This window comes from Nocardia sputi, assembly GCF_023501985.1.
The window spans coordinates 445142-466649 of record NZ_JAMFLC010000002.1 but is presented as its reverse complement, the minus strand read 5'-3'; the positions used below and the strand labels follow the sequence as shown (position 1 = coordinate 466649).

The window sequence follows — 21508 nt, the reverse complement described above, 5'->3', positions numbered from 1 at the left end:
AGCCGGTCGCGGAGATCAATTCCAGGCAGTGCCGGTGATGCTTTGGAAACGACCGGTTCTCTCGCGCTTTACATTTGTTAACACAATCGAGCGGGCTTCGGCGGCGTACCTTTTACCGATTTCCGTCCCGGTGCACTCCGGTTTCCCGCATGCGCACAGTTGCTTGGGTCACAATTCGCCGTGCGTTTGCCGATGGTCGGAAATTGTTGACGCCGAGGGCAGGATACGCCGAGATCCGGCCTTGAGGGGCCGACTTCGTCGAAGCGGCGAGATGCCCGCTCATTCGGTCCTGCCGGGACGGCGCGAGCCCCTAGCTCGGGTCGCCGACAGCGCCAGCGCGGGATCGACGCCCACCGGGTCAGGCCGACGGATCGATATCCGCGAACGTGCTGACCCAATAGTGAGGCGGCCGTGGAGGATTGGGCTCGCCGGGCCGGGCGAGCCCGACCACCCGCCAGCCCGCGGTGACGGCGGCATCGAGTTCGTCGGGGTGGTCGGACAGGAACAGGATGCGCTCCGCGGGCGCGCCGATGGCGCTCGCGATCTTGTCGTAGGAGGACGACTCGCGCTTGCCGCCCGCCGTCGACAGATCGAAGTATCCGCTGATCAGCTCCGCGAGGCTGCCACCGCGCGCGAAGGCGAACCAATCCCGCTGATTGCGCACCGATCCCGAGGAGTAGACGTACAACGCCAGACCCGCCGCGTGCCACGCCGCGAGCGCGGGCGGCACATCCGGGAAGAACTCGCCGTGCAGCGCGCCGCCGCGGAAGCCTTCGGCGCAGATCAAGCCCTGCGCGGTCTTGAGCGGCTCGGCCTTCACATCGGTGTCGAGCCACTCGCGCAGGATCGCGGCGACTTCGTCCGGGCCCGCGTCCGGGCGACCGGCCAGCTGCCTGGTCGCCGCGAGGACGGTGGACGACGCCGGGCTGTCCTCGGCCAGCCAGCCCGGAAGCCGCTGCCGGGTGTAGCCGTACAGGTCTTCGCGGACGGCGGCGGTGGGGCTGGTGGTGCCCTCGATGTCGACGACTACGGCGACGGTCACGGCGCGGTCAGCAGCTGGTCGAGGGTGGGGAAGCCCGCGCTGATCTTGTCGCCGGTGAAGTCGCCGACCCAGCCGTCCTCTTCCTCGAAGAAGCGGATGGCGATGAAATCGGGGCGCTCGCCCATGTCGAACCAGTGCAGCGTGCCCGCGGGCACCGACAGCAAATCGCCGCCTTCGCACACCACCGCGCAGACCTCTTCGCCCAAGTGCAGGTAGAAGCAGCCGCGTCCGGCGGCGAAGAAGCGCACCTCGTCCTCGGCGTGCCGGTGCTCGTCGAGGAACTTCCCGCGCGCGCCCTTGGCGATCTCCGGCCACTGCGGGTCGGAGTCGTCGGGGTGGATGCGGGCGATGTCGATGTGCTTGAAGCGCCCCGACTCGTTCAGTTCGGCGACGTTCGCTCGGTAGTGGGCGAGCAATTCCTCGGAGGACACCGACGCGGCGTTCTCGACCACCGGCCAGCGGCCGAAGGTGATGCCGTGCTTCGCCAGTTCGGTGCCGATCAGCTCGTCATCGGTGGTGCGCACACGCACGTCGGCCGCGTCGCCGGCGGCCATCACTTGCAGCAGGGTCATGTCAGTCCAATCTCGAGAACGTCGTCGCGCGGGCCGAACGCCGCCGCACTACCGGTGCGGATCACCAGTTCACACAATGCTTCCAGGCATTCGGCGCGGTCGCGTGCCTGAGCGAGATCATCACCCCACGCGGTGATCCCGTGTCCCGCGATGACCAGTACCGGGAGAGCGCCGGGATGGTCGAGGAGATAACGCTCGATGTCCTCGCCGATGCGGGGGACCTCGGGCCGGTTGGGGAAGACCGGGATGTCCGCCACGTCCGGATCGCCGCCGCCGAGCCCCTTGATCAGTTCGTAGCCGGTGATCCGGAGCGTGCCGAGCGCGCCGGGAACCGCGGACCGGGTGGCCAGCGCCGTCGCGAACGGCGGATGGATGTGCACCACCGCGTGGGCCGGGCGGGTCCGGTAGACGGCGGTGTGGATCGTGGTCTCCGCCGAGGGCCTTCGTCCGTGATCGGCAACGGGCGCCGAATCCGCCACGCGCACGGTGACCATGTCGTTTTCGGTGAGTTCGCCTTTGGACAGCCCGCTTCCGGTGACGAGCGCGGTGGCGCCGGTGCGCACCGAGATATTGCCCGCCGTGCCCGGCATCCACCCGCGCCGGTACAGCTCGCGGGCGATGTCGGCGATGGCCGTGCCGTGCGACCGATCGGATCGGTGCACCACGCCGCGCTCGGTGACCACCGCGGTCACCAGGTCGCCCGGCGTCACGTCGAAGGCCGGGTTGAAGACCTCGGTGTGCGCGGGAGCCGTTGCGACACCGCCGAATCCGGTCACCTCGGCCGCCGCGCGTTGTTCCACGACGATCTCCCGGCCGGTGGCCATCGCGAGATCGCGGGTCGATTCCGGGGCGACCACGACGAACGGTATGCCGTGATGACGGGCGGCCAGCGCGAGGCCGTAGGTGCCGATCTTGTTGGCAACGTCGCCGTTGGCGGTGACCCGGTCGGCGCCGACGAGCACGCAGTCGACCTGCCCGGTCGCCATCGCCCAGGCGGCGGCGGAATCGATGGTCAGCCGGTGCGGGATACCCGCTTCGGCGAGTTCCCAGGTGGTCAGCCGCGCGCCCTGTAGCAGCGGGCGGGTCTCGTCGACCAGGACGCGCTCGATCGCGCCGCGGTCGGACAGCACCCGCAGCGTGCCGATGGCGGTGCCGAACGCGCTGGTGGCCAGCCTGCCGGTGTTGCAGTGGGTGAGCACGCGCAGCGGACGGTCGGGACACAAGCTCTGCACCAGGTCGGCGGCGTGCGTGGCGGCGGCCCGGTTGACCCGGCCGTCCTCGGCCAGCATGTCCAGCGTCTCGGCGAGGACGGCGTCGGCGCCCCGGCCCACGTGGGCCCGCACCCGTCGCACCGCCCAGGCCAGGTTGACCGCCGTCGGCCGCGCCGCGGCGATCCGGTCCGCCTCGGCTCGCACCGCGGCCTCGTCGACCACGCCGTCAACGGTGTGCGCGGCGGTGGCGATGACGACGCCGAACGCGCCCGCGATGCCGATGGCGGGCGCGCCGCGGATGGCCAGCGTCTCGATCGCCTCGATGATCTCCTCGACCGTGCTCAGCCGCAGCTCACGTACCTCGTGCGGCAGTCCGCGCTGGTCGATGGTGACGAGCGCGCCGTCGTCCCAGACCAGAGAGCTGTCGTCCATCGGGCACATCCTTATCGCGTCGAGCCGTGTCGTGCCTGGTCAACGGTATCGGACGGCGGACGGCGGGCCGAAATCGCGTCAGACCGCCTCGGCGCGCAGCTCGGCGGCGCGTTTGCGCGGGTCGTAATCCGGGCCGACCCCCTCGATCAGCAGCAGGTCGCCGTCGATGTGATCGGCGCGCAGCGGCAGGATCTCCTGGTAGGCGGGCGAGTGGTACCACTCCCGCGCCTCGGTCATCCCGGGGAACTCGATCAGCACCATGCTGCCGGGCCAGCTGCCTTCCACCACCTCGGCCGGAGGTCCGTGGATGACGAAGCGGCCCCCGAAGGGGTCGAGAGTGGCCTGGATGCGCTCCAGGTATTCCAGGATGTCGGCATGGGGCCTGCGACTGCGGAGATGGGCGAAGCCATAGGCGGACATGGCGTGGGCGTTCCTCCGTTCGATGACACCGGAGATGGCGTCCGACCGACCGTAGGTCCGCTTCGCGCGGGGCGGCAATTACCTCGGAGGTAGTACAGCGGGGCCGGACACGACCGAGCCGCCGGTCCCGGGAGGAGTGGAGGGACCGGCGGCGCGGGTGGCGCAGATCAGCTACTGGCGGCGGTCCTGCTCGCCGCGCCGGTCGGGCATCTCGGACCTGGTGCCCCGACGGCCTTCCATATCCGAGCCCTCGCGCATGTCCTGCTCCTGGCGCTGTTGCTGCTGCTGCCTCGGCATCTGCTTCGGCATTTTTTTAGGCGTTTTCTTCGACTTTTCAGCCATCTCCACACGGTCCTTTCCGGGGGATTGATATTCGCCTAACGATCCAACGATAGCGAGCGTGTGTGACTTCCGGAAGAGGAAATGAAAAATATGGTCCGTAGCGGCCATTCGTGGCATTTCCCCAGGTAGGCGGGATGAACAGGCCGCGTTATAGTAACGAATCAGGTCATGCGGGCTTCGTCCGCGCATTTATGTTGGACAATCTGCCGGGCTGAGTCGCTCGGGGGCCGGCGCAATATATCTTGCGAATGCAAGCGGTTATCGGTATCGCGGTAAACCGCGCATCCGAGGTAATGGCTTGTTCAATTCTGCTTTCGCTGCGCAGCGTGCGCCGTCATCCGGGAGTCGAGCGGGTGACTCGTCGAAACCATTGCGGTGGTGTGCAATTCGCATCCAGCCTGTGCCGAGATGATGACCTCCGCGACTCCTGTCTACGTCTCGCACGCCGAATGACTAGTGTCCCAGTTTATTTCGCGCGTATGCACGAGGATGTCCGAAGCGTGGGGGTGATGCTGCCCCAACCATCAGCCGCTGGTGGTCGCCGAACAGTCGGCGTGCTCGAATCGCTCTATCCGGTGCACATCGACATGGGCTCGGACCGCTGGCGTTCCTCAGCGGCGCAGCGGCAGGAATTCGACGATCGCGCCGTCGACGGCGTCGGGCGGGACGACGACCAGACCGTCGCGGTCCACGAGGCCGCCGAGATGGGCGGTGCGGACGGTCGGGTCACCGACCCACCCGCCTTCATCGACGGCGCGAGCGGGAACGATGCGGGGCGCCTGACCGGCGATCTCGGCCGCGTTGTGCAGCGGCCCGCGCAGTGGGCGGGCCGCGGACGCCCCGGTGCGGCCCTCCACGATCGCGGGCGCGAGCGCCATGAGCGTGGCGACGGCGGCGAACGGGTTGCCGGGCAGGCCGAGCACCGTGGTGCCGGAGGCCAGTTCGGCGACGACGGTGGAACCTCCCGGACGCAGCCGCAGACGCGGCACCACGATCTCGGCTCCGGCGCGGGTCAGCGCGGCACGGAGCTGGTCGGCGGCCCCGCCGCCGGTCGCGCCGACGATCACCAGCAGGTCGTGATCCGGCGTGACGGTCAGGACCTCGTCGAAACCGTGCGGAGTGTCGCGCAGGTGTACCCGATCGGCGGTGCGAATGCCGTACCAGGACAGCAGATCCGGCAGGATCGGCCCGATCGAATCGCGGGTCTGGCCCGTCCGCAGCGGGCCCTCGCTGCGGATCTCGTCACCGGTCATGACGATGCGGGCGCGCACGGGGCCGCGCACCGGCGCCGCGGTGACTTCGACGCTGGCGGCCGCGGAGATCAACGCCGCGGTGACCGGCGTGCCTTCCGGCGCGACCGGATCACCGACTTCCCGGTCCTCGCCGCGGCGGCGGATGTCGTCGCGCGGTGGCGTGTCCGGCAAGCGATACAGCGTTTCGTCGGCGATGTGCGTGAACTCGTCGCGCAGCACGCCCGTGGTGCCGTCCGGGACGTGCGCGCCCGTGGCGATCCGCACCGCCTCGCCCGGCAGCAGCCCCACCGGCCGCCGCCCGCCCGCGAAGCCGATGTCCCGGCGCAAGCGCCACGGCCCGTCACCCGCCACCGCGTAGCCGTCCATCGCGGAGACGTCGAAGCGGGGCAGCGGCCCGGCGGCCGTCAGCGGGCCCGCGAGCGCGGCTCCGACCACCGAACGCAAGTCGGCGTCGTACGTCGTGAGACGAGATAGTCTGGCGCGCAGTATGCTTCGCGCATCGTCCAAAGCCAGCGGTGGGTGCTGCCGTGGCGCGCCGACCGTGGCCCTGGCCTCCCGGACCTGCTCCTCGGTGTCGCAGTCGCCGACCCCGGACAACGGGATGATCGCGGCGGAGGCGGGCACCAGCGCCTTCATCGGCTGGTTGATCAGCGTCCCGAGCCCGTCCAGCGCGGAGGCCAGCGCGGAGCGCCGCCACACTCCGATCAGGTACTGCGGGCGTCCGGACTCGTCGGCCGCGAACACCGCGTCCGCGCCGGATTCGGTGGCGTGCCGGATGAGCTCGGCGATCGCCCAGGAGGACAGGAACGGCAGGTCGGCGGCCAGCACCACCACCAGCGGCGCGGCGGAGCCCAGGGCGCGCAGCCCCGTGTCGATGGCCGCCACCGGACCCGACCCGGGTGGCACCTCGCGAACCTGGATGATCTGCGGCGGGAGTTCGGGCCGGTACGGTCCGACGACCACCGTGTGCGCGCAGGAGGCCGCGGCGCCCAGCGACACCTCGAGCATGGAACGGCCGCCGATGACGATGGCGGGTTTGTCCACGCCGCCCATCCGGCTGGCCCGGCCGCCCGCGAGCACGATCGCGTCGGCGGCGATCACACGCCACGACCTCGAGCTAGGTACACCATGGCGGCCATGCTAATTCGTCACCGCCGGGAAGCCGGGGAGCCGACGGCGCCGATCAGGCGTTCGACCAGAACCGCGCCGGTGGCAGCAGCCGGAACTCGTTGAGTTCCGGATCGGCGAGCACGAGGTCGGTGTCCCGATCGGGAGCCGGGGCGGCGCGGTCGATCGTCGTGGCGCCCGCCGCGTGCAGCCTGGCCACCTCGGCGGCCCGGTCGTCGGCCGGAAATGAGGTGAGATCCAGGCGCAGCCTGGTCCGGCCTGTCCCCGCGTCGGGAGTGCGCACGAACTCCAGCCAGGAACCGAGGCCGGTCGGTGAACGCAGCCCGGCCAGCCGCTCGCCGCACCGCGCGGCGGGCCAGCCGGTGGCGGTCGACCAGAACTGACCGAGGAGCACCGGGTCGCGCGTGTCGACCACGATCGCCGCGATCGCGCCGGTGTCCACGTACTCCTCCCTGGGCTCGAGCACGCAGAACTCGTTGCCCTCCGGGTCGGCGAGCACGGCCCACGGCACCGCGCCCTGGCCGATGTTGACCGCTCGCGCGCCCAGCGCCAGCGCCCGGTCCACTTGGGTGCGCTGATGCTCCAGCGAGCGGGTGGCCAGATCCAGGTGCAAGCGGTTCTTGCCGACCTTCGCCCGCATCGCGGGCAGGAAGGTGAGTGCGAGTTCGCCACCGTCGGCGTCGGGGGCCGCGACGTCCACCTGGTCGGGCCGGTCGAGGGTCACGCTCCAGCCGAGCAGTTCGGCCCAGAAATCCGCGACCGAACGCGGCCGGTCGGCATCGAACACGACACATGCCAGGCGGGTGGGCATGAATCAACGGTACTGGCCGCCGATCCGGCCCGGAGGCATTTCCGGAAGCGGCGCTCAGCGGGCCGGAGGATCGGGTAACGGGAAGCGCGCGGCCCGCAGGTCGACACGTCCGTCCCGGGTCGGCACGCCTTCCTCTGCGAGCAGGCGCAGCTGGCGATGGGCCAGGTGCGTGGCCGGCCTGCCGCTCGCGCCGAGCACTCGATGCCAGGGCAGGTCGGCCGCGTCGGTGCGCATGATCCAGCCCACCGTGCGTGGCGTGGACAGTCCGACGGCCGCGGCGATGTCGCCGTAGGTGACGACCCGGCCCGGCGGGATCGACGCGACCAGGGCGCGCACCTGCTCGATCTGGGCGTCGGTGGTCGGCATCGGCTCAGAGCACCGAGCGCACGAGCTCACCGGTCTCGGCCGGATACGCCTGGGCGACCATGTGATCGCAGTTCCATTCGAGCACGGTCAGGTTGGCGCCCATGTGCTCGGTGAGCGCCGCCCGGAACTCCGGCGTGACGAACGGCGGGTGCACCTTCATCGCCTGCACCAGCACGGTGGGCAGCTCGGTGGGCGGCAGCACCCAGTGGCGGGCCAGCTGGCCCCAGTAGGAGTTGACGGCGGGCAGGCTCATCCGCCAGCCGAAGCGCCCGTTCGCGGTGGGCATCAGATGTTCGTCGAGTTCCGCTTGCAGTAGCCGCGGCTCGACGTCTCCCCAGCCGGTGTCGAGTTTGTCCTGGCGCGCGTGCTCGACGCTGTCGTAGTCGGCCGAGACCAGAGTGGACAGCGCGATCTCGTTGAGCCATTCCGGCTCCAGCGCGATGGCAGGATCGAGCAGAACGAGTTTGCGCACCAGGTCGGGATGACGATGCGCCAGGTGCAGCGCGCACGCACCGCCGAAGGAGTGCGCGACCACCACCACCGGCCCGTCCGCCTCCGTGGTGATCAGCTCGACCAGGTCCTCGACGATGGTCTCGAAATTCCACGGCGGCAGCGAGGTCGAGCGACCGTGCCCGCGCAGGTCGGGCGCGAGCACGCGGACGTCGGGCAGATGCCGGGTGGCCAGGTCCTCCCAGCGTTTGCCGTGACCGGTCACGCCGTGCAGGGCGAGCACCACCGGCCCCGTCGTCGGACCGAACCGATGGACATTCAAGACAGACACCGGTCCATTCTGACCTGCGCCCCGAGCGGCCGCAGCGCCGGTCATGCGGAGGCGTGTACCGGCGTGTCGGTCGTGTCTGTTGCAATAGCCCGCGTGGTGCGATCGGATGGCGCGGTGCGACTGGTTCGCCGGAATGTGGTGGCGCCCCGGCCGCGAGACTGGGGCGCCGACGTCCGCGCGCTGCTGGACGCCGCGGCCGAGGCCGGTCCCGCGCGCCCCGGGTGGCGGCCCTGGCAGGTACTCGGCGGCCCGGGCACCGGCAAGACCGCCCTGCTGGTGGATGTCGCCGCCGGGCGCATCGCGGCCGGAGCCGATCCGGAATCGGTGCTGGTGCTGACCCATTCGAAACAGGCGGCAGGCGCCGTGCGTGACGCCATCACCACGCGCCTGAGCGGACCGGAACCGGGCGCGGAGGGCGGTGTGCCCGGCGCCACACGAGAACCGCTGGTGCGCACGCTGCACTCGTACGCTTTCTCCGTGCTGCGCAGACACGCGATGGCGCACGGCAACCCGCCGCCGCGTCTGCTGACCGGCGCCGAACAGGACGCGGTGCTGCGCGAAATGCTGCGCGGCGACCTGGTGGACATGGCCGAGGGTGCGCGGAGTCTGTGGCCGGAGCGATTGCGGCCCGCGCTCGCGCTCGGCGGGTTCGCCGAGCAGTTACGCGATCTGATGCTGCGCGCCACCGAACGCGGCATCGGGCCGGAGGATCTGGTGCGCCTCGGCCGCGAGCACGCCAAGCCGGAGTGGGTGGCGGCGGGCAGGTTCGCCATCCGCTACGAGCAGACGATGCTGTTGCGCTGGTCGGTCGGCGTCGAGGCGCCGGAGGCGACCGCGCCCGCCCTGGACGCCGCCGAACTGGTCGGCGCGGCGCTGGACGCGCTGGCCGCCGACCCGAATCTGCTTGCCACCGAACGCGCTCGAATCAGATACCTGCTGGTCGATGACGCACAGCACCTGGACCCCCAGGCGGCGATGCTGGTCGAGGTGATCGGGCACAGCGCGCGCACCACGGTGATCGCGGGCGATCCCGATCAGGCGGTCTTCGCCTTCCGCGGCGCGGACGCGCGGTTCGTCGCCGAACTCGACGTGCCCGGCGAGCGGCGCGTCGTGCTGCGGGACAATCATCGCTTCAGCGGTCAGGTGGAGCTGGCGGTCGCGCGGATCGCCGCGCGTCTGCCGGGCAGTGCGCCGCAGCGCATCCCCGTGCCGGAAAGCGCCGAACCCGGGGAGGACGGCACCGAGGTGCGGGTCCGCGTGCTGGCCACACCCGCGAAGGAAGCCGCGCTCATCGCCGACCATTTGCGCCGCGCGCATCTCACCGGCGGGGTGCCGTGGTCGCGGATGGCGGTGATCGTCCGTTCGGTGCCGCTGTCGCTGGCGCCGCTGCGCCGCGCCCTGCTCGCCGCGGGCGTCCCGGTGCAGCAGCCCGCGCTGGACACGCCGCTGGCGCGCAGGCGCGGCGCGGCCTGGATGCTGTTGTCGCTGCGCGCGGTGCTGGCGGGCGAGGCGGCGCAGCGGGACGCCGAACCCGCGTTCGAGCCGGAGGACGCCCTGGATCTGCTGTCCGGGCCGCTCGGCGGCGCCGACCAGATCTCCTTGCGCCGGTTGCGGCGCGGTATCCGGCGCGCGGTGCTGGAGTCCGTGCGCGCCAGGGCGAAGGCTCCGGACCCGGCCGGGGACTCGCCGCCGGATCGCGGCGCGGACCTCGACCGCCCCTCCGCGCAGATACTGCGCGACCTGCTGATCGGGACCGCCGATCCGGCGCTCCTGGATCGCCTCACCGACGTCGAGGCCGCGCCGCTGCGCCGGGTACTGGACACGTTGCGCCGGGCGCGCAAGGCGCGCGGGCGTGGCGCGGGCCTCGAGGACGTCCTGTGGGCGTTGTGGACCGGTTCCCGGCTGGAGCGACGCTGGGTGGCCCAGTCGGAGCGCGGCGGCGCGGTCGGCATGCAGGCCGACCGCGACCTCGACGCGGCCGTCGGATTGTTCGACGCGGCCGCGGCCTACGTCGACCGGTTGCCCCGCGCGAGCATCGAGGGATTCGTCGAATACCTGTCGCACCAGGAGATCCCGCAGGACGCGGCGCCGCGCACCGCGCCGCGCGAGGCCGTGGCGCTGCTGAGTGCGCACGCCGCCGCCGGTCGGGAATGGGACGTGGTCGCGGTCGCCGCCGTCCAGGAGGGGATCTGGCCCAATCCGCGCTCCCGTGGCACGCTGCTGCACACCGAGGAGCTGGTCGATCTCACCGCCGGGGTGTCCGACGCGGGGGAGCGGGTGAGCCGTGCGGCGCCGATCCTCGCCGAGGAACGCAGGCTGCTGCTCGTCGCGTGCAGCCGGGCCCGGCGGTCGCTGCTGGTCACCGCCGTGGAGTCGGTGTCGGGCGAACGTGACCTGGTGCCGTCGCGCTTCCTCGCCGAGCTGCTCGGGCACGACGACGACAGCGAGCCCGGTGCGCTGCCGGTGGTCGATCCCGGTCGCGCCCTGGTGATGCACTCCCTGGTGGCCGAATTGCGCGGCGTCGTCTGCGATCCCGAGGCCGACCCGCAGCGCAGGCGTCGCGCGGCACACCAGCTCGCCCGGCTGGCGGACGGGGGCGTGCGCGGCACCCATCCCGACGATTGGTACGGCACCGCCGAGCTCAGCTCGCGGCGTCCGCTGTGGAGCGAGGACGACGCGGCGGTGGCCCTGTCGCCCTCCACCGTCGAAATGCTGCGCACCTGCCCGCTGCGCTGGGCGCTGGAACGCAACGGCGGCACCGACGGCGACAACCCGCACGCCGTCAAGGGCAACCTCGTGCACACGCTGGTGCAGGCGCTGGCGGGCAAGGTGCCCGAGGGCGAAGTGCGCGCGGCGCTGGAGCGCGCCTGGCAGGCGGTCGACCCCGGGAGCGGTTGGCATTCCCGGCAGGAGCTGCGCCGCACCGAGGCGATGCTGGCGACCTTCTCGTCCTGGGTGCGCAACACTCGCGGCGAACTCACCCAGGCCGGTGTGGAGGTGCCGGTCGACTGCGTGTTGCCCGCGCGCACGGAAGACGAACGCGCCGTGCGGATCCGGGGCCGCGTCGACCGGCTCGAGCGAGACGCGCAGGGACGCTTCGTGATCGTCGACGTGAAGACCGGCAAGTCGCCGGTCACCAAGCAGGCCGCCGTCGATCACGCACAGTTGGCGACCTATCAGGTGGCGGCGGCCATGGGCGCCCTCGACACTCCGGCGGAATCCGGCCCCGACGACGCGGCCACCGCGACCGGCCCGTCCGGCGAGCCCGGTGGGGCGCGGTTGGTGTACGTCGCCAAGCCGAGCAAGGCCGAAGGCGCGACCCAGCGCATGCAGCCACCGTTGGACGCCGAGGCGCTCGACCAGTGGCGCGACACGATTCACCAGGCCGCGGCGTCCACGCAGGGCCCCAGCTACCTCGCCATGCGTAACGACGGATGCCGCCACTGCGCGGTGGCGGGCAGCTGCCCCGTGCAGGACCGCGGGAGGCAGGTGACCGACGAGTGAGCGCCTCGTCGGTCTCGCCGCGGTCGATCGCCGGGGCGGCGCGGTGACGGGCCGGGTGACGCCGCATCAGCTCGCGCAAGCGCTGGGCCTGCCGCCGCCGACCGACGAACAGGCCGCCGTGATCGCGGCCCCACCGGGCCCGACCCTCGTCGTCGCGGGCGCGGGCGCGGGCAAGACCGAGACGATGGCCGCCCGCGTGGTGTGGATGGTCGCGAACCGGCTCGTGCTGCCCGACGAAGTGCTCGGGCTGACGTTCACGCGTAAAGCCGCACAGCAGTTGACCGCCCGCATCCGGACCAGGTTGGCCCGGCTCGCTGGCGCGCCGCTGCTGCGCGAACTCGACCCGACCGGTCGGCTGCGCGCCCAGCTGACCGGCGCGGAACCGGAGATCAGCACCTACCACTCGTACGCGGGCAGGTTGCTCACCGAACACGGCCTGCTGCTTCCGGTAGAGCCCTCGGCGACGCTGCTGACCGAGACACAGCTCTGGCAGCTCGCCCATCAGGTGGTCCGCGCCTGGGACGGAGACCTGGAGACCGACCGCACCCCGGTGTCGGTCACCGAGGCGGTGCTCGCGTTGTCCGGGCAGCTGGCCGAGCATCTGGTCGAGCCCGAGGAACTGGCCGAGGCGCACACCGAGCTGGCGAAGCTGGTGCACACACTGCCCGCGGGTCCGCGACAGCGCGGCGGGCCCAGTCAGACCCTGCTGAACATCGTGCAGGTGCAGCGGGAACGGGTGGCACTGCTGCCGCTGGTGCAGCAGCTCGCCGAGGCTCTGCGCAGGCGCGGCGCACTGGATTTCGGCGCGCAGATGTCGCTGGCCGCGCGCCTGGCCGCCGAGCATCCCGAGGTCGCCGCCGCCGAACGCGCCCGCTTCCGCCTGGTCCTGCTCGATGAATACCAGGACACCGGCCACGCCCAGCGAGTCCTGCTCGCCGCCTTGTTCGGTGGCGCGGAGGACGGCACTCAGAGAACCGATGACGATTCCTCGGTGGAAGACCAGCTTCCGCCGGAGACAGCGTCCCCACTCGGTGACGGTCCGCAGGACGCCCACTTCGCGCCGACCTCCCAGCGCGCCGATGCCGGGGACATGACGCAAGAGGGCCGACCGCGGTTCGCCGGTGCGCACGACCCTCGCGCCGAGACCAGGAGGCACGACCAGCGGACCCCGCCGCGAGACCCGCGAGCGCAGCGGCTCGCCGTGACCGCCGTCGGGGACCCGATGCAGTCGATTTACGGCTGGCGTGGCGCTTCGGCGGCGAATCTGCCCCGGTTCGCCACCGATTTCCCCACCGCACCGGGCGTGCCCGCCCCCACGCTGGCGTTGCTGACCAGCTGGCGCAATCCGCCGGAGGCGCTGGCACTGGCGAATCTGGTGGCGGAACCGTTGCGGCGCAAGGCGATCGAAGGCGGCGGCGTGACCGTCGACGCCTTGCGCGCCAAGCCCGATGCCGGAGCGGGAGTGGTGGCGCTGGCGCTGACCGCGACCGTGGCCGACGAACGCGAGTGGGTGGCCGAGCGGATCGCCGCGCAGTGGGCCGCCCGGCGCGCGGCGCAGCAGCCGCCGCCCACGTCGGCGGTGCTGGTGCGCCGCAACGCCGATGCCGCGCCGCTCGCCGAAGCCCTTCGCGCGCAGGGGCTCCCGGTGGAGATCGTCGGGCTCGGCGGATTGCTGGCCACCCCGGAGGTCGCCGACATCGTCGCCACCCTGCGGTTGATCGCCGAACCGGGCTCCGGCAGCGCCGCCATGCGTGTGCTGACCGGCGCGCGCTGGCGCCTGGGAGTGGCCGACATCGCCGCGCTCGCCCGCCGGGCCAGGGACCTGTCCATCCGGCCTCCGGGGTCGCAGGGCCCGGCCGAGATCGCCGACGGCGCGGCGCTGGACGAGGCGCTGCGGGAAGTGGCGCCGGAACCGGCCGAGCAGGCCGGGCTGGCCGACGCGATCGCCGATCCCGGTCCGCGGCAGCAGTATTCGCAGGCCGGGTTCGCCCGTATCGAGGCGCTGGGACGGGAGCTGGCCGCGTTGCGCGAACGCAGCGGGCAGCCGCTGGCGGAGTTGGTCGCCGACGTCGAGCGCACCATCGGCGTCGGCGTGGAGACCCAGACGCGACGAGCCATGGCGGGCACCGGGGCCGGACGCGAGCATCTGGACGCGTTCGCCGAAGTGGTGGCGGGCTACGCCGCGGACACCGGCGCCTCGCTCGGCGGACTGCTCGCGTTCCTCGCCGCCGCGGAGGAGGTCGAGAACGGCCTGGAGCCGGGCGAGGTCGAGGTCGCCAAGGACCGGGTCCAAGTGCTGACCGTGCACGCGGCGAAGGGCTTGGAATGGGAGATCGTCGCCGTGCCGCACGTGGTGGAGGGCGTCTTCCCGTCCAAAGTCGGTTCCGGCACGTGGCTGGGCGCGCTCGCCGAGCTGCCGACGTCGTTGCGGGGCGACCGGAAGCAGGACGACGCGGCCGAAGGCGTGCCGGTGCTCGATCTCACCGACCTCTACGACCGCGCCGACCTCGACCGCGCGATCAAGGCGCACAAGGAGGCGCTGGAGCGCCGCCGGATCGATGAGGAACGCCGCCTGTTCTATGTCGCGCTCACCAGAACCGAACGCGTGCTGCTCGTCTCGGCCCACCACTGGGCGGAGACCGGTAGCTCCCCGAAAGGGCCCTCGGATTTCCTGCTGGAGCTGAAGCACGCGCACCAGGACCCCGACAGCCCGGCATACGACGTCTTGACGATCGACCGCTGGGACGACCCGCCCGCGGCCGACGCCGTCAACCCGTTCACCGACAACCCCGCCACCGCCGAGTGGCCGCGCGACCCGCTCAGCACCCGCCGCGACCCCGTCGAACAGGGCGCGGCGTTGGTCCGTGCCGCTCTGGCCGATCTGCGCTCCCGCCCTGCCGACGCCGGTCCTGCGCCACACGACACCGCCCAGGGCCGCGGCCTCCTCGAAGGGCAGTTGCCGCCGCTGGACGACGCGTCGGCATACCCGGACGAACCGGCCTACTATCCGCCCGACGACGAGGTCCCACCGGACGAGTTCGCGGACGACTTCGAGGTCCTCGCGACCGAATACGCCGACCCTTACGCGGACATCGAGCCCTATTTCGGCTCGGCGCCGGACCCGGTGGAGGAGTACCTGTCCGCTGACGAGCCGTTCGCCGCGACCGGCTTCGCTCCGCCCCCGCCGGAGGACCCGTACCGGCCGGAGCACACTCATCCGGTGCCGGACCCGGACGATCCGGAAGGCTGGGCCGCCGACGTGGACGCCTTGCTGGCCGAACACCAGGCCGCCGCTGCCGCGGCCGAGGAGGTCGAGCTACCCGGTCAGATCGCGGCGACCGCACTGGTTGAGCTGCGCGCCGACCCCGCGAAACTCGCCGCCCGCCTGCGTCGTCCGCTGCCCTACCCGCCGAACCCGCTGGCCCGCCGCGGTACCGCGTTCCACGCCTGGGTGCAGCGCTGGTTCGGCTCCACCCGCCTGCTCGGTCTGGACGAACTGCCGGGCGCGGCCGACAGCGGCGCGGCCGACGCGGGCCTGGACGCCGAACTCACCGCGATGCAGGAGGCGTTCCTGAACTCGCCGTGGGCCGACCGCAGCCCCATCGAGGTCGAGATCCCGTTCGAGACCTCGATCGCGGGCACCGTGATCCGCGGCAGGATGGACGCGGTGTTCGCCGAACCCGGCGGCGGCTGGATCGTGGTGGACTGGAAGACCGGCGCCGAGCCCAGCGCCGCCGAAGAGCCCGCGGTGGCCATGCAGCTGGCCGTGTACCGCTTGGCGTGGGCACGGTTGATGGCCGCGCGCGAGGGACGGTCCGAGCAGGAGATGTTGCCCCGGATCGGCGCGGCGTTCCACTACGTGCGCACCGGGCGCACCATCGCGCCGAGGAACCTGGCCGGTCCGGACGAACTGGCCGAGCTGGTCAGGAACGCCGCGCCCGTCGGCTCACCGCCAGCGATGAAGTGATCAGCGGGATCTGCAGCGGAAGCCGCAGCGCCGCGCCGATCTTGACCAGCCGCGGGGCCTTCTCGCTGGCCAGCACATCCGCGGCGAACTGCACGTTGGCCGGGAACACCGCGATGAACAGCAGTGCCGCGAGACGTCCGCCGAACCCGCGGGTACGCGGGATCGCGAGCGCGGCGGCGACGCCGAGTTCGGCCACGCCGGAGGCGTAGGTGTAGTCGCGGGCCCGGCCCGGCAGCAAGCGGGGCACGATCGAATCGAAGGGCTTCGGCCAGACGAAGTGCAGCACCCCACTACCGAACAGCAGGGTGGCCAGGGCCAGCGCGGGCCGCCGCCCGGCTTCGGCCACGGGTGTCAGCGTGTTTTCTGCCATGAGGCACCCTTGCATTCACCCGGCGGCCGCGTCGACTCGACCTGATGCGGGCTCGGCGTTTCGCCCCCTCACCGCCCAATCCGACATGTCTCACCCCGGTGAGACCGAGCAAGCGCCGTTCGTGTGGACGCGACCTGAGGGCTCGAGCATGTACCGTTCGCGGCCCGGCTCGCGTCCGAGTGGCCGCTGCGTAAGCGACGAAGGAGCGAGCGCTCTTCGCGTGGACGCGACCTGAGGGCTTCAGCATGTGCCGTTGACGACCTGGCGCGCATCCGAGTAGCCGTGGCGGGTGCCGTCGACTCGACGGTGAGCCGTTGCGGGCATACATCTACGTCTGGTACTCGAATGCCGACGTGCCCGGCTCGGCTCGACTCCCGGTTTCGAGCGAAGCGAGACCGAGCATGGGCCGGTCGCGGCCCGGCTCGCGTCCGAGTGGCCGCCGCGTCCGCGACGAAGTCGCCAGCGGCGGTCGCTCGGACGCGAGCCACAAGGGGGCCGCGAACACCCAGCGCCGCAGGCGCTGGAGAATCAAACACAGTAGGCTGCCCTCCTGTGCCGGAGGGACAAGGAATACCGGAGATGACCGACACGAGCGACGAACCGGCGGGTGTGTCCGGTGTTCGGTGATCGAGCGCGTGCTCTGGGGTTGGCCAATCGCCCCGATTTCGCTCTGGTCGGCGTGCTGCGCATCCCGGAAGTGCAGGCCAGCCCGTGGATTTCGCTGACCAGGCGGGTGCTGTTCGCGACGGGGCTGCTCTTCCTGGCCGCGCTGGTCGTGTATATCGGGCGCGACGGTTACCACGACAACTCGGGAAACGAGCTGTCGTTCCTGGACGCGTTCTACTACGCCACGGTTTCGCTGTCGACCACCGGATACGGCGACATCCACCCGGTGACGCCCGATGCGCGGTTGGCGAATATCGTCATCATCACCCCGCTGCGCATCCTTTTCCTGATCGTCCTGGTCGGAACTACCCTCAGCGTGCTGACCGAACGTTCCCGGCAGGCTTTCAAGATTCAGCGATGGAGGCACACCGTGCGCAATCACACCGTGGTCGTCGGATACGGCACGAAGGGGCGGACCGCGATCGACGCGATGCTCGGCGACGGCGTGCAGCCCGCCGACGTCGTCGTGGTGGACACCGACATGGTCGCTTTGGAGGCGGCGGCGAACGCCGGGCTGGTCACGGTGCACGGCTCGGCCACCCAATCCGACGTGCTGCGACTGGCCGGTGTGCAGAACTCCGAGTCGGTGGTGGTCGCCACCAACCGCGACGACACCGCCGTGCTGGTCACGCTGACCGCCCGGGAGTTGAACAAGACCGCCAAGATCGTGGTGGCGATCCGGGAGGCGGAGAACACCCACCTGGTGCGGCAGTCCGGCGCGAACTCGGTGGTGGTGTCCTCGGAGACCGCGGGCCGCTTGCTCGGCATCGCGACGACCACGCCGACGGTCGTGGAGATGATGGAAGATCTGCTGACGCCCGAGGAGGGCTTCGCCGTCGCCGAACGTGAGGTGGAGCCGTCCGAGATCGGCGGCTCGCCACGGCATCTCGGCGATATCGTCCTGGGCGTGGTGCGCAACGGCGTGCTGCACCGGGTGGGCGAGCCGGAGGTCGACGCGATCGAGGCGCGCGACAAACTGCTCTACATCCGTCGATCGGCGAAGTGATCACGGCGCGGGCCGGGTGGTAGCCAGGGCGCGATAGTCTCGAACCGTGTCCGCTTTTCAGCTCAATAGTGTTCCGTTGTTGTCCCGTGCCGTCGTGGACCGGGCCGAGCAGATCCGGGGTGATGCCCAGGCTCTGAAGGAGGGCTGGGGCAGCGCGAGACTCTTGCGAGTCAACCGGCGCGGGCAGGCGCGGTTCGAGGAGGGCGTCCTGGTCCTGGAATCGGCACTCGAGTTGTCCGCCGAGCCGAGCCCGGCCGCGGTGTTCCTCGGCGTCGAGGACGACATCCACCTCTGGGCGGTGCGGGACCCGGAGCTGGAGGGCACGCTGACCGATTTGCGCGCGCTGGCAGGCGGCACCGTCGACGACCGCACCGCCGGGCTGCTCTCCACCGCGATCGCATTGCTGAACTGGCACGACAAGGCCGGATTCCACGGTGCCGACGGCACGGTGACGACCGCGGCCAAGGCGGGGTGGTCGCGCGTCACCGAGAGCGGTTACGAGGAGTTTCCCCGGATCGATCCGGCGGTGATCTGCCTGATCCACGACGGTGGTGACCGGGTGCTGCTCGCGCGTCAGCACAGCTGGCCGAAGTCGCTGTTCTCGCTGTTGGCCGGGTTCGTCGAGGCGGGCGAGTCGCTGGAACGCTGCGTGGAGCGCGAGATGCGCGAGGAAGTCGGCCTCGACGTGCGCGAGATCAGCTACCTGGGCAGCCAGCCGTGGCCGTTCCCGCGCTCGCTGATGCTCGGCTTCGCCGCGGTCGCCGATCCCGAGCAGCCGCTGGTCTTCTCCGACGGGGAGATCGCCGAAGCCAACTGGTTCACCCGCGCGCAGGTGCGCGAAGCGCTGGCGGTGGGCGACTGGTCGAAGCAGGGCGAGGGCGCCGAGCTGCTGCTGCCCGGCTCGATCTCCATCGCGCGCACCATCGTCGAATCCTGGGCCGCGATCGACTGAGCACATGCTCGCGCGCGGGTCGGGACGACCCGCGCGCGCCTGATCAGGACAGACCGGCGAGGACCTGTTTGACGGCCGCCAGCGACGGGTTGGTCGCTGTGGAGCCGTCGGCGAACTTGACGGTCGGCACGACGTGATTGCCGCCGTTGACACTGCCGACGAACTCGGCCGACGCCGGATCTTGCTCGATGTCGATCTCGACGTAGGTGATGCCCGCCTCGTCCAGCTGCTTCTTGAGCCTGCGGCAGTAGCCGCACCAGGTGGTCGAGTACATCGTCAGGGTGGGGTTCGCGTCAGTCACGGAGACTGCAACGCCGGAGACCCGCGCACTGTTCCAACTCGAACCTTTTTCCAACCGGCGCCGGCTTCTCACCGTCCACAGCGGTGGGGACCTGCGGCAAGGAAGGAAAGGCTCCGTCCGCGTGTGCCGCCGACGCGGGCGTGACACCGCTGCACGCGACGGCGCTACGGTGCGTGTCGGTGGCCGCTGACATGATGGACCGCGTGCCCGCTCTCGACCTCGCCGACCTCGATCCCGAGCAGGCCGCCGCCGTCCGCGCGCCGCGCGGCCCGGTGTGCGTGCTCGCGGGCGCGGGCACCGGCAAGACCAGGACCATCACCTATCGCATCGCGCACCTGATCGCGCAGGGGCACGTCAAGGCTGATCAGGTGCTCGCGGTGACGTTCACCGCGCGGGCGGCGGGGGAGCTGCGCACCCGGCTGCGCGCGCTCGGCCTCGGCGGCGACGCGACCCAGGTGCAGGCGCGAACATTCCACGCGGCGGCGTTGCGGCAGCTCAAGTACTTCTGGCCGCAGATCGTCGGTGACGTACCGTGGCGGCTGATCGATGCGAAGTTCCCCATCGTCGCGCAGGCGGCGCACCAGGCGGGACTGTCCACGGCCACCGACAGCGTCCGCGACCTGCTCAGCGAGATCGAGTGGGCGAAAGCCTCGCTCATCGCGCCGGAGGACTACATGGCGGCGGTGGCCGAGCAGCGGCGCGAGACCCCCTATGAGGCGCTGCGCGTCGCCGACGTCTACGCCGGTTACGAGAAGCTCAAGGCGACGCCGGACGGGCTGCTGCTGGATTTCGACGACCTGCTGCTGCATACGGCGGCCGCGCTGGAGGACTATCCGGCGGTGGCCGACGAATTTCGCGGCCGGTACCGCAGTTTCGTCGTCGATGAGTACCAAGACGTCACGCCGCTGCAACAGCGCGTGCTCGACGCCTGGCTCGGCGAGCGGGACGACCTCACCGTCGTCGGCGACGCCAACCAGACGATCTACTCGTTCACCGGCGCCACGCCGAGCTACCTGCTGGACTTCTCCCGTCGTTATCCCGATGCCACCGTGGTCCGTCTGGAACGTGACTATCGCTCTACTCCGCAGGTGGTGTCGCTGGCCAACCGGGTGATCGGGTCGGCGCGCGGGCGCATCGCGGGCACCAGGCTGCAATTGATCGGCCAGCGCGCCGACGGGCCCGAACCGGTGTTCGCCGAATACGACGACGCGCCCGCGGAGGCCGCGGCGGTGGCCAAGGCGATCGGCCGGCTCATCGAGGCGGGCACACCGGCCGCCGAGATCGCCGTCCTGTATCGGATCAATGCCCAGTCGGAGAGCTACGAGCAGGCGCTCACCGAGCGCGGCATCCCGTACCAGGTGCGCGGCGGTGAGGGTTTCTTCGCCCGAGCGGAGGTGAGGCAGGCCGTGCAGGCGCTGCGGCAGGTCGCGACCCGCGAGGACTTGCCCGATCAGGCACGCAGCGGCAAAGCGCTGGTCTCACTGGTCCGCGCGGCCCTCGCCCCGCTCGGCCTCACCGCTACCGAGCCCGCAGGCGCCCAGGCGCGCGAACGCTGGTCCTCGCTGGTCGCCCTGGTGCGCTTGACCGAGGAACTGGTCGGCAACGGCGAGCGGCTCGACCTGACCGGGCTGCTGCGCGAACTCGCGGCGCGCGCCGAGGCCAGGCATCCACCCACGGTGCAAGGGGTCACGCTGGCCTCGCTGCACGCCGCCAAGGGCTTGGAGTGGGACGCGGTGTTCCTCGTCGGCCTGTCCGACGGGACCATGCCGATCGCGCACGTTCTCGCCGACGACGGCTCGGTCGCCGACCAGGCGGCGCTCGAGGAGGAGCGGCGGTTGCTCTACGTCGGGGTCACCAGGGCGCGCGAACATTTGCGACTGTCCTGGGCGCTGGCCAGAAACGAAGGGGGCAGGCGCACGCGGCGGCGTTCGCGATTCCTCAACGGCCTCGTCCCCGACGATTCGCCCGCGTCGCGGATCGCGGCCGCGCCGCAGGCCCCGAACGGCGTCCGCCCGACCTGCCGGGTCTGCGCGAAGCCGTTGATCGGCACCTATGCGACGATGCTCGGCCGCTGCCGCCGTTGCCCGGCCGAACTGGACGCCGAATTGCTTGCGGCACTGCGGGACTGGCGTTCGGAGAAGGCGCAGGCACTGCGGGTGCGCGAATTCGTCGTGTTCACCGACACCACGCTCACCGCGATCGCCGAACAACTGCCCGCCGACGACGCCGCGCTGGCCGCGATCGCGGGCATCGGCGCGAAGAAGATCGACCAGTTCGGCGCCGACGTGCTCGCGATCGTCGCGTCCCGGCTTCGATCAAGGTCACAAAACCGCAGGTAGAAAATAGGTTGTGGCGCTGGAAGATCTTGCCTATGGTGGATTTCA

16 protein-coding genes are annotated in these 21508 nt (G+C 71.2%); 5 read left to right on the top strand and 11 right to left on the bottom strand.

Annotated features, from left to right (window positions below; all coding sequences use genetic code 11):
- Nucleotides 1-358 precede the first annotated feature (358 nt).
- The 9 genes from mtnC to M8859_RS04735 all read right to left on the bottom strand — a co-directional run bounded on the left by mtnC (nt 359) and on the right by M8859_RS04735 (nt 8358).
- Nucleotides 359-1042 (bottom strand): acireductone synthase, encoded by a 684-nt coding sequence (mtnC, locus tag M8859_RS04775; RefSeq protein ID WP_159920799.1) that lies wholly within the window; start codon nt 1040-1042, stop codon nt 359-361.
- Nucleotides 1039-1614, bottom strand: a complete 576-nt coding sequence (locus tag M8859_RS04770; protein WP_159920801.1) for a 1,2-dihydroxy-3-keto-5-methylthiopentene dioxygenase — start codon at nt 1612-1614, stop codon at nt 1039-1041. Before M8859_RS04770 ends, mtnC begins: the two co-directional genes overlap by 4 nt.
- Nucleotides 1611-3257, bottom strand: coding sequence for an S-methyl-5-thioribose-1-phosphate isomerase (gene mtnA, locus M8859_RS04765; protein WP_159920803.1), 1647 nt, complete (start codon nt 3255-3257; stop codon nt 1611-1613). Before mtnA ends, M8859_RS04770 begins: the two co-directional genes overlap by 4 nt.
- Nucleotides 3258-3335: 78 nt before the next feature.
- Entirely contained in the window at nt 3336-3677 is a 342-nt protein-coding gene (locus M8859_RS04760) for a DUF1330 domain-containing protein (protein WP_195069457.1), read from the bottom strand.
- A gap of 171 nt (nt 3678-3848) precedes the next feature.
- Complete coding sequence (locus M8859_RS04755) at nt 3849-4019, bottom strand: hypothetical protein (protein ID WP_159920807.1); 171 nt, start codon at nt 4017-4019, stop codon at nt 3849-3851.
- 611 nt (nt 4020-4630) lie between these two features.
- The gene (locus M8859_RS04750) at nt 4631-6373 is read right to left on the bottom strand and encodes an NTP transferase domain-containing protein (protein ID WP_195069456.1); all 1743 of its coding nucleotides are present in this window, start codon (nt 6371-6373) and stop codon (nt 4631-4633) included.
- A gap of 82 nt (nt 6374-6455) precedes the next feature.
- Nucleotides 6456-7211, bottom strand: a complete 756-nt coding sequence (locus M8859_RS04745) for a VOC family protein (protein WP_159920811.1) — start codon at nt 7209-7211, stop codon at nt 6456-6458.
- A gap of 54 nt (nt 7212-7265) precedes the next feature.
- The gene (locus tag M8859_RS04740) at nt 7266-7577 is read right to left on the bottom strand and encodes an MGMT family protein (protein ID WP_195069455.1); all 312 of its coding nucleotides are present in this window, start codon (nt 7575-7577) and stop codon (nt 7266-7268) included.
- Nucleotides 7578-7581: 4 nt separating this feature from the next.
- Nucleotides 7582-8358, bottom strand: coding sequence for an alpha/beta hydrolase (locus tag M8859_RS04735; RefSeq protein ID WP_249643900.1), 777 nt, complete (start codon nt 8356-8358; stop codon nt 7582-7584).
- Nucleotides 8359-8430: 72 nt separating this feature from the next.
- On the opposite strand from M8859_RS04735, the gene M8859_RS04730 reads away from it, so the two are divergent.
- Together M8859_RS04730 and M8859_RS04725 are read left to right on the top strand one after the other, a co-directional pair.
- Complete coding sequence (locus M8859_RS04730) at nt 8431-11862, top strand: ATP-dependent helicase (protein ID WP_372492848.1); 3432 nt, start codon at nt 8431-8433, stop codon at nt 11860-11862.
- A gap of 55 nt (nt 11863-11917) precedes the next feature.
- Nucleotides 11918-15829, top strand: a complete 3912-nt coding sequence (locus M8859_RS04725) for an ATP-dependent helicase (protein ID WP_308221160.1) — start codon at nt 11918-11920, stop codon at nt 15827-15829.
- Here the strand turns inward: M8859_RS04725 and M8859_RS04720 are convergent.
- A complete protein-coding gene (locus tag M8859_RS04720; RefSeq protein WP_249643898.1) occupies nt 15786-16199 on the bottom strand; it encodes a DoxX family protein in 414 nt (137 codons plus the stop codon). The genes M8859_RS04725 and M8859_RS04720 overlap by 44 nt on opposite strands.
- 616 nt (nt 16200-16815) lie before the next feature.
- On the opposite strand from M8859_RS04720, the gene M8859_RS04715 reads away from it, so the two are divergent.
- Both M8859_RS04715 and nudC read left to right on the top strand, forming a co-directional pair.
- Nucleotides 16816-17871, top strand: coding sequence for a potassium channel family protein (locus tag M8859_RS04715; protein WP_249643897.1), 1056 nt, complete (start codon nt 16816-16818; stop codon nt 17869-17871).
- A 46-nt stretch (nt 17872-17917) separates the two neighbouring features.
- A complete protein-coding gene (gene nudC / locus M8859_RS04710) occupies nt 17918-18823 on the top strand; it encodes an NAD(+) diphosphatase (protein WP_159920825.1) in 906 nt (301 codons plus the stop codon).
- Nucleotides 18824-18866: 43 nt separating this feature from the next.
- Here nudC and M8859_RS04705 read toward each other — a convergent pair whose 3' ends face one another.
- Nucleotides 18867-19097 (bottom strand): mycoredoxin, encoded by a 231-nt coding sequence (locus M8859_RS04705; RefSeq protein ID WP_086007524.1) that lies wholly within the window; start codon nt 19095-19097, stop codon nt 18867-18869.
- A gap of 218 nt (nt 19098-19315) precedes the next feature.
- Here M8859_RS04705 and M8859_RS04700 point away from each other — a divergent pair, with 218 nt between their 5' ends.
- A complete protein-coding gene (locus M8859_RS04700) occupies nt 19316-21463 on the top strand; it encodes an ATP-dependent DNA helicase UvrD2 (protein ID WP_249643916.1) in 2148 nt (715 codons plus the stop codon).
- Nucleotides 21464-21508: the final 45 nt, after the last annotated feature.

Coding starts and splice junctions, on each gene's coding strand:
- M8859_RS04770 (WP_159920801.1), bottom strand. CDS start 1,614: ATGACCCTGCTGCAAGTGATGGCCGCCGGCGACGCGGCCGACGTGCGT.
- mtnA (WP_159920803.1), bottom strand. CDS start 3,257: ATGGACGACAGCTCTCTGGTCTGGGACGACGGCGCGCTCGTCACCATC.
- M8859_RS04760 (WP_195069457.1), bottom strand. CDS start 3,677: ATGTCCGCCTATGGCTTCGCCCATCTCCGCAGTCGCAGGCCCCATGCC.
- M8859_RS04755 (WP_159920807.1), bottom strand. CDS start 4,019: ATGGCTGAAAAGTCGAAGAAAACGCCTAAAAAAATGCCGAAGCAGATG.
- M8859_RS04745 (WP_159920811.1), bottom strand. CDS start 7,211: ATGCCCACCCGCCTGGCATGTGTCGTGTTCGATGCCGACCGGCCGCGT.
- M8859_RS04740 (WP_195069455.1), bottom strand. CDS start 7,577: ATGCCGACCACCGACGCCCAGATCGAGCAGGTGCGCGCCCTGGTCGCG.
- M8859_RS04720 (WP_249643898.1), bottom strand. CDS start 16,199: ATGGCAGAAAACACGCTGACACCCGTGGCCGAAGCCGGGCGGCGGCCC.
- M8859_RS04705 (WP_086007524.1), bottom strand. CDS start 19,097: ATGTACTCGACCACCTGGTGCGGCTACTGCCGCAGGCTCAAGAAGCAG.
- M8859_RS04700 (WP_249643916.1), top strand. CDS start 19,316: ATGATGGACCGCGTGCCCGCTCTCGACCTCGCCGACCTCGATCCCGAG.